This window comes from Rhodanobacter sp. FW106-HT46G03 (genome assembly GCF_058789895.1).
In genome coordinates, this window is sequence record NZ_JBYTCC010000001.1 from 2263186 (window position 1) to 2276711 (window position 13526).

12 protein-coding genes are annotated in these 13526 nt (G+C 68.6%); 8 read left to right on the plus strand and 4 right to left on the minus strand.

Translation table 11 applies throughout. The features are described 5' to 3' along the window. Positions 1–46: 46 nt before the first annotated feature. The 5 genes from cycA (at position 47) to xseA (ending at position 6302) form a co-directional block, all read left to right on the plus strand. Positions 47–1441 (plus strand): D-serine/D-alanine/glycine transporter, encoded by a 1395-nt coding sequence (gene cycA / locus AC3WP6_RS09875; RefSeq protein WP_492628678.1) that lies wholly within the window; start codon positions 47–49, stop codon positions 1439–1441. Between the two features lie 2 nt (positions 1442–1443). Further along, a complete protein-coding gene (locus AC3WP6_RS09880) occupies positions 1444–2382 on the plus strand; it encodes a peptidylprolyl isomerase (RefSeq protein ID WP_492627546.1) in 939 nt (312 codons plus the stop codon). 78 nt (positions 2383–2460) lie between these two features. Further along, a complete protein-coding gene (locus AC3WP6_RS09885) occupies positions 2461–3390 on the plus strand; it encodes a DMT family transporter (protein WP_492627547.1) in 930 nt (309 codons plus the stop codon). A gap of 37 nt (positions 3391–3427) precedes the next feature. After that, positions 3428–4855, plus strand: a complete 1428-nt coding sequence (locus AC3WP6_RS09890; protein WP_492627548.1) for a phospholipase D-like domain-containing protein — start codon at positions 3428–3430, stop codon at positions 4853–4855. Between the two features lie 91 nt (positions 4856–4946). After that, a complete protein-coding gene (gene xseA, locus AC3WP6_RS09895) occupies positions 4947–6302 on the plus strand; it encodes an exodeoxyribonuclease VII large subunit (protein ID WP_492627549.1) in 1356 nt (451 codons plus the stop codon). A 22-nt stretch (positions 6303–6324) separates the two neighbouring features. Here the strand turns inward: xseA and AC3WP6_RS09900 are convergent, their stop codons facing one another. Both AC3WP6_RS09900 and AC3WP6_RS09905 read right to left on the minus strand, forming a co-directional pair. Then, positions 6325–6978 (minus strand): response regulator, encoded by a 654-nt coding sequence (locus AC3WP6_RS09900; RefSeq protein WP_492627550.1) that lies wholly within the window; start codon positions 6976–6978, stop codon positions 6325–6327. Between the two features lie 185 nt (positions 6979–7163). Continuing rightward, the gene (locus tag AC3WP6_RS09905; RefSeq protein ID WP_492627551.1) at positions 7164–7706 is read right to left on the minus strand and encodes a DUF2058 domain-containing protein; all 543 of its coding nucleotides are present in this window, start codon (positions 7704–7706) and stop codon (positions 7164–7166) included. Positions 7707–7840: 134 nt separating this feature from the next. Between AC3WP6_RS09905 and AC3WP6_RS09910 the strand changes: the two genes are divergently transcribed. Continuing rightward, positions 7841–9268, plus strand: a complete 1428-nt coding sequence (locus AC3WP6_RS09910) for an aldehyde dehydrogenase family protein (protein WP_492627552.1) — start codon at positions 7841–7843, stop codon at positions 9266–9268. Positions 9269–9273: 5 nt separating this feature from the next. Here AC3WP6_RS09910 and AC3WP6_RS09915 read toward each other — a convergent pair whose 3' ends face one another. Both AC3WP6_RS09915 and AC3WP6_RS09920 read right to left on the minus strand, forming a co-directional pair. Continuing rightward, a complete protein-coding gene (locus tag AC3WP6_RS09915) occupies positions 9274–10008 on the minus strand; it encodes a YdcF family protein (RefSeq protein WP_492627553.1) in 735 nt (244 codons plus the stop codon). A 103-nt stretch (positions 10009–10111) separates the two neighbouring features. Continuing rightward, positions 10112–10870 carry a YdcF family protein gene (locus AC3WP6_RS09920; protein ID WP_492627554.1) on the minus strand — a complete coding sequence of 253 codons (759 nt, stop codon included), beginning with the start codon at positions 10868–10870 and terminating at the stop codon, positions 10112–10114. Between the two features lie 177 nt (positions 10871–11047). Between AC3WP6_RS09920 and AC3WP6_RS09925 the strand changes: the two genes are divergently transcribed. Both AC3WP6_RS09925 and AC3WP6_RS09930 read left to right on the plus strand, forming a co-directional pair. Continuing rightward, positions 11048–11644 carry an IMPACT family protein gene (locus AC3WP6_RS09925; RefSeq protein WP_492627555.1) on the plus strand — a complete coding sequence of 199 codons (597 nt, stop codon included), beginning with the start codon at positions 11048–11050 and terminating at the stop codon, positions 11642–11644. Between the two features lie 71 nt (positions 11645–11715). Then, on the plus strand, positions 11716–13485 hold the full coding sequence (locus tag AC3WP6_RS09930; protein ID WP_492627556.1) for an ABC transporter transmembrane domain-containing protein: 1770 nt from the start codon (positions 11716–11718) through the stop codon (positions 13483–13485). Positions 13486–13526: the final 41 nt, after the last annotated feature.

Consider the following 13526-nt stretch of genomic DNA (forward strand, 5'->3'; position numbering starts at 1 on the left):
GCTTTACTTCTATGGTGACCGCCCGTTTGCCGCGCAGGGCGCCTGCATGACCTCCTCTTTGCCGCCGCCGGAGCAACTCCGGCGCAGCCTGTCCAACCGTCACCTGCAGTTGATTGCGCTGGGCGGCGCGATCGGCACCGGGCTGTTCATGGGCTCGGGCAAGACCATCAGCCTGGCCGGACCGTCGGTGCTGCTGGTGTACCTCATCATCGGCGGCATGCTGTTTTTCGTGATGCGCGCGATGGGCGAGCTGCTGCTTTCCAACCTCGCGTACAAATCCTTCATCGACTTTTCCAGCGACCTGCTCGGGCCGTGGGCCGGATTTTTCTGCGGCTGGACGTACTGGTTTTGCTGGATCGTGACCGGCATTGCCGAGGTGGTGGCGATTGCGGCCTACACGCAATTCTGGCTGCCCGACCTGCCGAGCTGGGTGCCGGCGGTGCTGTGCGTACTGCTGCTGCTCAGCCTGAACCTGGTCACGGTGAAACTCTTCGGCGAACTGGAGTTCTGGTTTGCGCTGATCAAGATCGTGGCGATCTGCGCGCTGGTCGTGGTGGGTGTCGCGCTGGTGCTGTGGGGCTTCCGCTCGCCGGCCGGCAACGCGGCCACGTTTGCCAATCTGTGGAATGACGGCGGATTCTTCCCGCATGGCTGGAGCGGGTTCTTTGCCGGGTTCCAGATCGCGGTGTTTGCCTTTGTCGGCATCGAGCTGGCCGGCACCGCGGCGGCGGAAACCGCCGATCCGCAGCGCAACCTGCCGAAAGCCATCAACTCGATCCCGCTGCGCATCATCGTGTTCTACGTGCTGGCGCTGGTGGCGATCATGGCGGTGACGCCGTGGCACCTGGTGGAGGCCGACAAGAGCCCGTTCGTGGAGCTGTTCGTGCTGGCGGGCATTCCGGCCGCCGCCAGCATCATCAATTTCGTGGTGCTGACCTCGGCCACCTCGTCGGCCAACAGCGGCATCTTCTCCACCAGCCGCATGCTGTACGGGCTGGCCGGCGAGCGGCACGCGCCGCGGTTTTTCGCGCGATTGTCCAAGGCCGCCGTGCCCTCGCTCGGCTTGCTGTTCTCCTGCGGCTGCCTGTTGCTCGGCGCGCTCCTGATCTATCTCGCGCCAAGCCTGATGGCCGCGTTCACGCTGGTCACCACGCTGTCGGCGGTGCTCTTCATGTTCGTCTGGTCGCTGATCCTGCTGGCCTACCTTGCCTATCGGCGCCAGCGGCCGGAGCAGCACGCCGCATCGATCTACAAGATGCCCGGCGGCGTGGCGATGTGCTGGGTCTGCCTTGCGTTTTTCGCGTTCGTGATCGTGCTGCTGTGCCTGCAGGCCGACACCCGCGCCGCGCTGCTCGCCAGCCCGGTGTGGTTTGCGCTGCTGGGCGTGGGCTACTGGTGGAAAATCCGTCGGGCCGGCACCCCTGCGCTGGCGGGAGAGTGACCATGCACGCCGTTGCCTCGTCGCTGTTCGTGCTCGCCGGCCTGCTGACCGGCGCCTCAGCCATGGCCGATCAGGCCAAGCCCACGCCCAGCGCCAAGGAACTCCTCGCCGCCTCCAAGCCTGCCGAATGGCGTACACCCGACCCACAGAACCTCTTGTACATGCAGTTGCCGCAAGGCCGCGTGGTGATCGAGCTGGCGCCGGATTTCACCCCGCTGCACGCGGCCAACATCCGCACGCTGGTGCGCGGGCATTACTTCGACGGCCTGGCGATCGTGCGTGTGCAGGACAACTTCGTGACCCAGTGGGACGACCCCAACGGCGACGACGGCGGCGACAAGGCGAAGATGCACTCGTTGGGCACGGCGAAAACCACCCTGCCGCCGGAGTTCACCCGCGCGATCAACCCGCAGCAGCCATGGACACCGTTGCCCGATGGCGACGTCTATGCGCCGCAGGTGGGCTTCTCCGGCGGCCTGCCGGTGGCGCGCGATCCGGCTGCCGGCAAGGAGTGGCCAGTGCAGTGCTACGGCATGGTCGGCGTGGCGCGCGACGTGGCGCCGGACAGCGGCAACGGCAGCGCGCTGTACGCAGTGATCGGCCAGGCACCGCGCCGGCTGGACCACAACCTCGCGGTGGCCGGCCGCGTGCTCGTCGGCATGCCCTACCTGTCGGCACTGCCACGCGGCACCGGGCCGATGGGCTTCTACGCCAAGGCCGCGCAGCGCACGCCGATCCTCTCCGTGAAACTGGCCGCCGACCTGCCGCCAGCGCAGCAGGAAAAGGTGCAGGTATTGCGCACCGACAGCCCCACCTTCGCCGCGCTGATCGAAACCGCCCGCCACGGTCACAACCCGTTCTACCCCGAACCGGTCGGCAAGCTGGGCATCTGCGACATCCACGCGCCGGTGCGGGTGAACGGGAAGCCGGCGACGCCGTGATCGCCATCTCGCCAATGGTCTGATCGTCGTCCCGCGCCGGTCGCCCTAAAATGCCACGTGCCTGATTCCCTCTCTGCCATGCAAGCCACCCGTCGCGCCCACCTGCAGATTCATTTCTGCGTGCTGTTGTGGGGCTTTACCGCGATTCTCGGCAAACTCATCACGCTGCCGGCCTTGCAGCTGGTGTGGTGGCGCATGTTGATGGTGACCGCCGCGCTGCTGCTGATGCCAAAAGTGTGGCGCGGCCTGCGCGCCATGCCGGCGCGACTGCGGTTGGCGTATGCGGGCATCGGCGTGCTGGTGTCGCTGCACTGGCTCACTTTTTATGCGGCGATCAAGCTGGCCAATGCCTCGGTGGGGGCGACTTGCATCGCGATCGGGCCGGTCTTTCTCGCCTTCGTCGAACCGTGGCTGGCGAAACGCCGATTCAACCCGCGCGAGCTGATGGTGGGTGTGGCGGTGGTGCCCGGCGTGGCGATGGTGGTGGGCGGGGTGCCGGGCAGCATGCGTTTGGGGATTGCGGTAGGCGTGCTGTCGGCGTTGTTCGTGGCCTTGTTCGGCTCGCTCAACAAACGCTTTGTCGATCGCGGCGACCCGCTTACCGTGACCTGCATCGAACTGGGCACCGGCGCGGTGTTCCTGACCCTGCTGGCGCCGATCCTGCCGCATACCGGTCCGGCGTTCGTGTTGCCGAATCACCACGATACGATGCTGCTGCTCGCCCTGGCCTTTGGCTGCACCCTGCTGCCGTATGCGCTGATGCTGGTGGCGCTGCGCCACATGACCGCCTTCGGCACGCAGATGGTGACCAACCTCGAACCGGTATACGCGATCATCCTGGCCACGGTGCTGCTCGGTGAGCAGCGCCAGCTCGACCACACGTTCTACCTCGGCGTTGCCGTCATCCTGATTGCGGTGTTCGCCCACCCATTGCTCAATCGCCGCCTCGGGCCGCCGCGCGGCGCCGAGCTGCTGGGGACCACGGAAAGCCACAACGTGGTGGACTGACACCGGAGCCGGTGCCGCGACGTGGCACACTCCGCGCATGCCTACCCGCTCGCCGCTGTCCTCCCCTGCCACGCGCCGCCTTGCCGAACAGGCATTGAGCCGCAGCGCCGGGGCGCCGTTGCTGGGCGGCCACGCGGTGGAATTGTTGATCGACGCCGAGGCGCATTACCGCGCCTGGCTCGAAGCCATCGGCAACGCGCGCCGCAGCGTGCTGCTGGAGAACTACATCATCCGCAACGACGAGGTCGGCCGCACGTTTCGCGCGGCGCTGATCGAGCGTGCGCGGGCCGGGGTGGTGGTGGCGGTGCTGGTGGACTGGCTCGGTTGCCTGGGCGAATCCGGGCGCAAGTTCTGGCAACCGTTGCGCGCCGCCGGCGGCCAGGTGGCCATCTTCAACCCGCCGCGACTGGGCCAGACCTTCGGCTGGCTCAGCCGCGACCACCGCAAGTTGCTGGTGGTCGACGGCGCGGTCGGTTTTCTCTCCGGCGTATGCATCAGCGCGCAATGGCTGGGCAAGCCCGAACGCAAGATTCCGCCCTGGCGCGACACCGGCGTCGCGCTGCGCGGGCCGGCCGTGGCGGACATGCAGGCCGCGTTTGTGCAGACCTGGGCCGAGACGCGCATGCCGGTGCCGGTGCTCGACACCGTGCCCGAAACCACCGCCGGCAACATGGCCTTGCGCCTGATCGCGACCCAGCCGGCCAGCGCCGGCATCTACCGGCTGGATCAAATGATCGCGGCGCTGGCGCGCAAGACGCTGTGGCTGACCGATGCGTACTTCGTCGGCACTGCGCCCTATGTGCAGGCACTGATCGCCGCCGTGCGCGACGGCGTGGACGTGCGCCTGCTGGTGCCCAGCACCAGCGATCTCCCACTGGTGGCCAACCTGTCGCGCTCCGGTTACCGGCCCCTGCTGGAAGCCGGGGTGCGGGTGTTCGAGTGGAACGGTTCGATGCTGCACGCCAAAACCGCCGTGGCCGACCAGCAGTGGGCCCGCGTCGGCTCCTCCAACCTGAACCTCGCGAGCTGGCTCAACAACCGCGAAATCGACGTGGCGATCGAAGACGCCGGCTTTGCCGCGCAACTTGCCGCGCAATACCAGGCCGATCTGGAGCGCTCCACCGAGATCGTACTCAGCCCGCGCAAGCATCGCCGCGCCAAGGTGGGCGGACGCCAAGCGCGGGCGCATCACCCGCACCTGGATGGCGGCAGCTCCGGACGCGCCGCCACCGGCGCCTTGCGCCTGGCCAACCGCATGGGCGCCGTGCTGATCGACCAGCGTGTGCTGGGCCCGGCGGATGCCGCCCTGCTCGGCCGCGGCGCGCTGGTGCTGTTCGTGGTCGCAGTGCTGGCGTGGGTCTGGCCCACCGTGCTGGCGTGGCCATTCGGGGTGGTGTGCGCCTGGCTGGGGCTGAACCTCGGTATCCGCGCCTGGCGCGAGCGGCGGCGCAAACCGCGCCAGTAGGCAACATCAACCGATACCTGCAAAACGTTCGCCAACCAACTGTTGCAAAAGCCATCGCAGCCACGTGGCACCGTGCTAGTCTCGGCCTCCCATGTCCGCACCCGACGCCTCGCCTGCCCCCAACCGTCAGGTGCTCACCCCAAGCACGCTGAACCGCCTGGTGCGTGGGCTGCTTGAGGACGCCTTTCCCACGGTGTGGATCGAGGGCGAGCTGTCGAACGTGGCCCGTCCGGCGTCCGGGCACCTGTATTTCACCTTGAAGGACAGCGCGGCCCAGGTGCGCTGCGCGATGTTCCGCTCCAGCAACACCGGGCTGCGCTTCAAGCCGGCCGATGGGTTGCAGGTGCTGCTGCGCGCCCGCGTTGGCCTGTACGAGGCGCGCGGCGAATACCAGTTGATTGCCGAGCACATGGAGCTGGCCGGCGAAGGCGCCTTGCAACGCGCGTTCGAGGCGCTCAAGGCCAAACTCGACGCGGAAGGCTTGTTCGACGCCAAGCGCAAACGCCCGCTGCCGCCGTTTGCGCGCCGCATCGGCGTCATCACCTCGGCTACCGGCGCGGCGATCCGCGACGTGCTGAGCGTGCTGGGCCGCCGCTGGCCGTTGGCCGAAGTGGACGTTTTGCCGGTGCCGGTGCAGGGGCGCGAAGCGCCGCCCGCCATCGTCGCCATGCTGCGCAAGGCCGCGGCCAGTCGCCGCTACGACGTCCTGCTGGTCACCCGTGGCGGCGGTTCGCTGGAAGACCTGTGGGCCTTCAACGACGAGGCCGTGGCGCGTGCGATCCACGCCAGCCCGGTGCCGGTGATGAGCGCAGTTGGCCATGAGATCGATTTCTCCATCGCCGATTTCGTTGCCGACGTGCGCGCCCCCACGCCATCGGCGGCCGCGGAAATCCTGGTGCCCGACGCGCAGGCTATGTTGCGCCGCCTGCGTCAGCAGCAAAGCCGGTTGGCAACGGCGGCGCAGCGCACGCTGCAGGCGCTGGGCCAGCGCCTGGACACCGCCGCAGCCAGGCTGCAGGCGCAACGCCCGGAGGTACGCTTGGCGCGAAACGGCGAGCGCCTTGCCAACCTGCATCACCGTCTGCTGGCGGCACTGCGCACGACGCGGCAGCAGCACCATGCGCGCCTCGTGCAACTGCAATTGCGCCTGCGCGCGTGCGACCCGCAACGGGCCGTTGGCATGCACCGCAACCGCCTCACAGAGCTGGCGCAACGGTTGCGGCAAGCCGTGGCGCGGCAGCTCGAACGCCGCAAGCTGGCCCTGCAGGAAGCCGCGCGCACGCTGCACGCGGTAAGCCCGCTGGCCACGCTGGAGCGCGGCTACGCCATCGTGCGCGATGCCGATGGCCACGTGGTGACCTCGGTCACTGGCGTGCACCCGGGCGACACCGTGCAGGCGCGACTGGCCGACGGCACGCTGCACGCCAAGGTGATCGACGCGGCGTGACGCCGCGCGGCGCACGCCGGCATCACGGCGCAGGGGCGTGGTTGCGCGGCTCGATCAGGCCATGCGACGCCATCAGCTGCGCCAGCGCCAGCACGTGTTCGACGTGCAGCTTTTCCATCAGGCGCTGCTTGTAGGTGGACACCGTCTTCGGGCTCAGGTTGAGTTGATCGCCAATCAGCGTGAGCGTCTTGCCATGCACCAGCATCATCGCCACTTCGAGCTCGCGACTGGACAGCACGTCGAACGGCGAAGCCCCGCCGTCGATCGAGGCCAGGGCCAACTGCTGCGCCACTGCCGGGGCGAGATAGCGCCGCCCGCGTGCAGCGAGGCGCACCGCCTTGACCAGCTCATCGGCACTGCAGCCCTTGGTGAGATACCCGGTGGCACCCACCTCCAGCATGCGCCGCGGGAAGCGGCCATCCTCCACCACGGTCACCACCACGATGTGCGTGGGCAGCCCGGCGCAGCGCACGCGCTCGGTGAGTTCGATGCCGCTCATGCCCGGCATGTGCACATCGACCACGGCCACCTGCGGCTTGAGCGCGCCGATAAGCTCCAGGCCGTCCTCCGCGGTACCGGCTTCGCCGCACACCCGCAGATCGGGCTGCTGCTCAAGAATCATGCGAAAGCCCGTGCGCACGAGCTCGTGGTCGTCGACGACTGCGATCTGGATCATGCCCAGCACTCCGTTCCGAGGCAAACCGCGCCGATGGTAATGCGTCCCCGCATGCAGACGCAGCGAACCCGCCGTGCATCACATGCGCAGCGGGTGGAAACACCGCGCGCGGGAGTCATGAAAATACCTCGTTCCCCCATCGCGCAAGTGCGCGGGGCGCTGCCCCGGCCGGGCCCGGCAAACCCTCACCAGGTCAGATCATCCGGCACGGCGAATTGCCGGTAGTACGCCGCATCGGCTCCCTCGTCGCTGCGCGCCGGCTCGCCGCTGGCGTGGTCGAGCACAATCAACTCCGCCGCGCGCTCACGCACCTTGTCGGCTGCGGCACGCGGCAGGAGTTCGAAGTTTTCGCCATGGCGCACGATCACCAACGTGCCAGCAGCCAGCTGGGCGCGCTGGCCGGTATCCACCAGTACGCTCTTGATCGCGTTGCCATCGGCAAAACGATAAGCCAGCTCGCCCTCGCGCTTCACCTTGTGCGTTTCGATGATCTGGCGCGCCTGGGCGCGCGCATCGTCCTTGCGCCGCTGCGCGTTGCGCTCGGCGGCCAACGCACGATCGCGTTCGGCTTTCTCCGCTTGCAGGCGCACAGCTTCCAACTCGGCCGCACTCGGCGGCGCCGGCTGCTTGCCCTTGTGCCGGGCCGCCTGCTCGCGCACGGCTTGCGCCGCCTTGGCCTTGCTGGTCAGGCCGGCCTTGAGTAGTTGCTCTTGCAAAGGGTTGCGCATGCGGGCGGGGGCGATAGGGGATTCGCCGATTGTAGCCGGCACCAAAATCGACGCGGCTGCGCTTGCCGCGCCACTCACGGCCCTTGAACGCACGCGTCCTATGCTTGGGGGAGTCTCCCCGCAAGGTCAGCGTCATGTTGAACCCGAGTTACCCGTATTACCTCGCCAACCGCGCGCAGACCTCGAAGGAAATCCTCGAAGTGCGCAACAAGTTCAGCGGCCGCCTGGCCACCCGCGTTGCCGTGCCATCGTCCGCCGCGGTCGAAAAGGCGATTGCCGCCGCAGTGAATGCCACCCGCACCATGCGCGAATTCAAGCCGTGGGCGCGCCAGGCGGTGCTGCAGCACTGCGTCCAACGCTTCAGCGCCCGCCGCGACGAGCTGGCCGAGGCCTTGTGCATCGAAGCGGGCAAGCCGATCCACGATGCCGCCGGCGAAGTGACGCGGCTGATCGAAACCTTCCGCATTGCCGCCGAAGAGGCCGTACGCATCAACGGTGAGGTGCTGAACCTCGAACTGGCGCCACGGCTGGACGGCTACCACGGCTACGTCAAGCGCGTGCCGCTCGGCCCGGTGTCGTTCATCACGCCATTCAACTTCCCGCTGAACCTGGTGGCGCACAAGGTGGCGCCGGCGATCGCGGCCGGCTGCCCGTTCGTGCTGAAGCCGTCGGAAAAAACCCCGGTCGGCGCGCTCATCATCGGCGCCGTGCTGGCGGAAACCGACCTGCCGCGCGGCGCGTTTTCCATCCTGCCGCTGGACGGCGCGCACGCTGCACCGCTGGTGGAGGACGAACGCTTCAAGCTGCTGTCGTTCACCGGCGGCCAGATCGGCTGGCAACTCAAGGCACGCGCCGGGCACAAGAAGGTGACGCTGGAACTGGGCGGCAACGCGGCGTGCATCGTCGACGCCGACCAGGGCGACAAGCTCAACCATATCGTCGAGCGCCTGGTGTTCGGCGCGTTCTACCAGTCCGGCCAAAGCTGCATCGGCGTGCAGCGCATCTATGCCCACGCGGATATCTACGCCGCGCTCAAGCGCAAGCTCGTCGCCGCCACCCGCAAGCTGAAAGCCGGCGACCCGACCGACCCCAGCGTGTTTCTCGGCCCGATGATCGACGAAGCCGCCGCGCAGCGCCTGCAGGGCTGGATCGACGAGGCGAAGCGCGCCGGCGGCAAGATCCTGTGCGGCGGCAAACGCCACGGCAACATGCTGGATGCCACGCTGATGGAAAACGTGCCGGTCGACGCCAAGGTCAACCGGCTCGAAGCCTTCGGCCCGTTTGCCCTGCTCGCCCCGTTCGAAAAGTTCGACGATGCGCTGGCGATGGTCAACGACTCCGACTACGGCCTGCAGGCCGGCATCTTCACCGACCGCCTCGAACACGCCATGCGCGCGTGGGACGAACTGGAACAAGGCGGCGTGATCGTCAACGACATCCCCAGCTTCCGCGTGGACAACATGCCCTACGGTGGCGTCAAGCTCTCCGGCCTGGGCCGTGAAGGCTTGCGCAACGCGATCGCTGACATGACCGAGCCGCGGCTGATGGTGATGCGCCGCTGACGCTGTCAGTGCCGGTGCATGCGCCACGCAAACCAGTGGTACAACGCCAGGCCGGCGTATTCGTGCAGCGCCGCGTTGGTCATGGCGAGGTTTTTCGCACTCGGCAGCAATGACCAGACCACCCGCGTGTAATCGGCGCGCACCGGCGTGGCGGCAATCCCGAACTGGCGGAACGCGAACATGCCACGGCGCAAATGCAGCGCCGAGCTGACCAGCCACACGCGCTGCGCGGCGAGGCGCGCAAGGATCGGCTGGCTGAACTCGGCGTTCTGCCACGTCGTGCGGCTGTGCGGTTCCAGCAGCAGGTCGGCCTTGGGCACGCCCAGGCGTGCGAGCGCCTCGGCATAGGCAAGCGCCAACGGACGATCCGCTGTGGGCGTCTCGCCCCCGGTCACCAGCACCGTGCAACGCGCACCAGCCGCACGACATGCGCGATACAGCGACGCGGTCTCCGCCACCCGCGTATAGCCGACCACGCTCGGCTCCGGTGTGCCTCCAGGCGGGTTGTTGCTGGTGGCGGTGAGCAGCACGATGGCATTGCTGGGCGCCCAATCGAGCGCTGGCCGCTGTGCAAACGGCGCCTGCCAGCCGCACAGCAGGAGGTTGGGCACCGGCCCGCAGCCAACGGCGAACATCGCCACCAACGCCAGCCCCCCCAGCCCGGCGCGCAACCGTCGCCAACCCAACGCTCCGGCCAAAACGGCGGCCAGCCACACGGCAAGTAGCGCGGGAACCACCATGGTCAGGCCTCGCGGGCGGAAACCGGCATTATGCCGGCAGGTTGGGATTCGGGATTGGGGATACGGGATTCGACCAGACCCCGCGGCGCAACCGGCGCGATCGTCATGGCGCGCCCGGCTGCGTGGTCGCGGCATTCCAGCCAAAGCGGTTGTAGACGTGGAAACGCCACACGCCGATGTACTCGTGCAGTGCGGCGTCGGTCACCGTCAGGTTCCACGCCTGCGGCATCCAGCCAACGCGTGCCTTGAGCCAATCGCCACGTACCGGCACCGCATGCACGCCAAAGTGCGCGAAGTAGCGGCTGGCACGACGCAGGTGGAACGCCGACGACACCAGCCATACGCGGCGCACGCCCTGTGCGCGCAGCAGCGGCGCGCCGAACTGCGCGTTTTGCCAGGTGTTCATGCTGCGCACTTCCAGCAGCAGATCGCCGGGGGCGACGCCAAGCGCCACCAGCGTTTCGGCATACACCTGCGCCTCGCTGCGCCCGGTGTGCAGCGCATCGCCACCGCTGACTTCCAGTCGGCACTCGCCGCCGTGCGCCTTGCACGCGCGATACAGGCGCACGGCCTCATTGATGCGGCCCTGCGCAAACACCGTCGGCTCCACGCCATCGCCCGGTATCCGCACCGTGCCCGCACCAAGCAGCACGATCGCGTCGCGGCCGCTCCAGCCCGGCACCGGGCGCTGCGCATATGGCGTTTGCAACCCAGCCAGCAGCTTCGCCGGCAACCACCCGCAGGCGGCGGTGGCAAACAGCACGCCAGCCAGCAGCCACGCGCCAACCGCCAGCCGACGCCGGGCCAGCCGATACAATGCAGCGCCAACCACAATCAGGCCGAGCAGAATTTCCAGGCTCACCGGCATCCCCCATGTACGCACAGCGTCCCATGATCGCAGCGCAGGCGACGGCGTGCAGCGCCGTCATGCAACGCAAACAAAGCACGCGCACGGTGAGTGCTGCTTCAGTGCGACGGCGTTCGCCCTGCGTAGCGGCGTCACGCGGTGCCGGCGAAGCACCCGCATGATCGCCCCGGCATGAGCACCATGCTGTTCACCCTGCGCCGCGCGTACGAGTGGCAGGCGGAGATCCGCAAGAGCCGCTTTCGCGCACTGGCCACGCCGGTGGCTTCGGCGGAGGCCGCGCTGGACTGGCTACGCACGGCCACCGCGGCCGACGCCAGCCACAATTGCTGGGCGTATCGGGTGGGCTCGGCGTACCGCTTTCACGACGACGGCGAGCCCGGCGGCAGCGCCGGGCGGCCGATCCTTGCAGCCATCGACGGCCAGGCGTGCGACCGCGTGGCGGTGCTGGTCACGCGCTGGTACGGCGGCATCAAGCTGGGCGTGGGCGGATTGGCGCGCGCCTATGGCGGTACCGCGGCCGAATGCCTGCGGCGGGCCGAACGCACGCCCATCGTGGTGATGGCGCACCTGCGCATCCGCTGCCGCCTCGGCGACCTCGCCTTGATCGAAGCGCGCCTGCGCGCGGCAAACGGCGTGGTCACCGCCCGCCAGTTCGGTGCCGACGACGCCACGCTTGATCTTGTGCTGCCGCAACCCGACGTAGACGAGGTGCTGCAGCGCGTGACCAATCTGACCCGCGGCCAGGTCGGCGTGCAGCGGATGGATTGATCCTTCTGCGACATAGCCAACGCGTCGCAGCAGGTTTGCGCCGGCCGCTTCCCTTTCCACACGATCCCCGCATGAGCCCTCCCACGCCAGCATCACGTCAACCCCGCCACTTGCGCGCCCTGCGTCCGCTGTGGCCATTCGTCCGCCCCCACTGGCGGCTTGCGCTCGGCTGGCTGGTGTTCCTGGGGCTGTCCTCGGCCGCCACGCTGACACTGCCCGTCGCGGTGCGCGCCATCATCGAACACGGTTTCCTGCACACCGACCCGCGCGCGATCAACCTGGCCTTCGTCGGCCTGTTCGGCGTGGCCCTGGTGCTGGCGATCGCCACCGCGGCGCGCTACTTCTGCATCACCCTGCTCGGCGAGCGTACCCTGGCGGCGCTGCGCGGCGCGCTGTATGCCCACGTGATCCGGCTCGACGTGGGGTTCTTCGAGCAAAGCCGCGTCGGCGAGCTCAACTCGCGGCTGGGCAGCGACACCGAGGTGGTCCAGGCGCTGGTCGGCTCCGGCGTCTCGGTGGCGTTGCGCAGCCTGGTGATGCTGCTGGGCGCCGCGGCGATGATGGTCTGGACCAGCCCGCGGCTGGCCGGCCTGGTCGCGCTGGTGATCCCCGCGGTGCTGGTGCCGATCATGCTGTTCGGCCGCCGCGTGCAGCGCCTTTCGCGCGCCAGCCAGGATCGTCTCGCCGACGCCGCCGCGCTCGCCAATGAAACCCTGAACGCGGCGCCGGCAGTCAAGGCGTATGCGCGCGAGGCGATCGAGAGCCGGCGCTATGCCGATGCCATCGCCCGCGCGCTGGCCTCCGCGCGTTCGCGCATCGGCATGCGCGCATGGCTGACCGCGGTGGTCATCACCCTGTTTTTCGGTGCCATCGCGCTGGTGCTGTGGACCGGCGCCCGCGACGTGCTGGCCGGCAATCTCGGCATCGGCGTGCTCGGCCAGTTCGTGCTGTATGCGGTTTTTGCCGCCGGCTCGGTGGCCGGCCTGTCCGAAGTATGGGGCGACGTGATGCGCGCGGCCGGCGCGATGGAACGCATTGGCGAGTTGTTCGCCGAGCGCGCGCAAGTCACCAGCCCGGCGCAACCGGCGGTGCTGCCCACGCCGTTGCGCGGCGGCCTGCGCTTCGAGCACGTCGGTTTCCATTACCCCACGCGCCCCGACGCGCCCGCATTGCGTGATTTCGATCTTGCCATCGCGCCCGGCGAAACCGTGGCGCTGGTCGGCCCGTCCGGCGCCGGCAAAAGCACCGTGCTGGCGTTGTTGCTGCGCTTTTACGACCCGCAGACGGGGCGCATCACGCTCGACGGCGTGGACCTGCGCGCCATCGCGTTGCCTGCCCTGCGCGGCGCCATTGCGCTGGTGCCGCAGGAGACCGCGATCTTTGCCGGCAGCGCCGCCGACAACATCCGCTTCGGCCGTGCCGAGGCAAGCGACGCCGACGTCGTCGCCGCGGCGCAGGCGGCTGAAGCCGATGACTTCATCGCGGCCCTGCCCGACGGCTACGCCGCGGAACTCGGCGAGCGCGGCACGCGGCTCTCCGGCGGCCAACGCCAGCGCATCGCGATCGCGCGCGCGATCCTGCGCGACGCGCCACTGCTGCTGCTCGACGAGGCCACCTCGGCGCTCGATGCCCAGTCCGAAGCCGCGATCCAGCAGGCGCTGGCCCGGCTCGAACACGGTCGCACCACGCTGGTGATCGCCCACCGCCTTGCCACCGTGCAGCGCGCCGACCGTATCGTGGTGCTGGACGGCGGCCGCATCGTCGCGCAAGGCACCCACGCCAGCCTGCTGGCCGAAGACGGCTTGTATGCGGAGCTGGCGCGGTTGCAGTTTGTGGCGTAAAGGCCGGGATTGGGGATACGGGATTGGGGATTTGGCAAAGC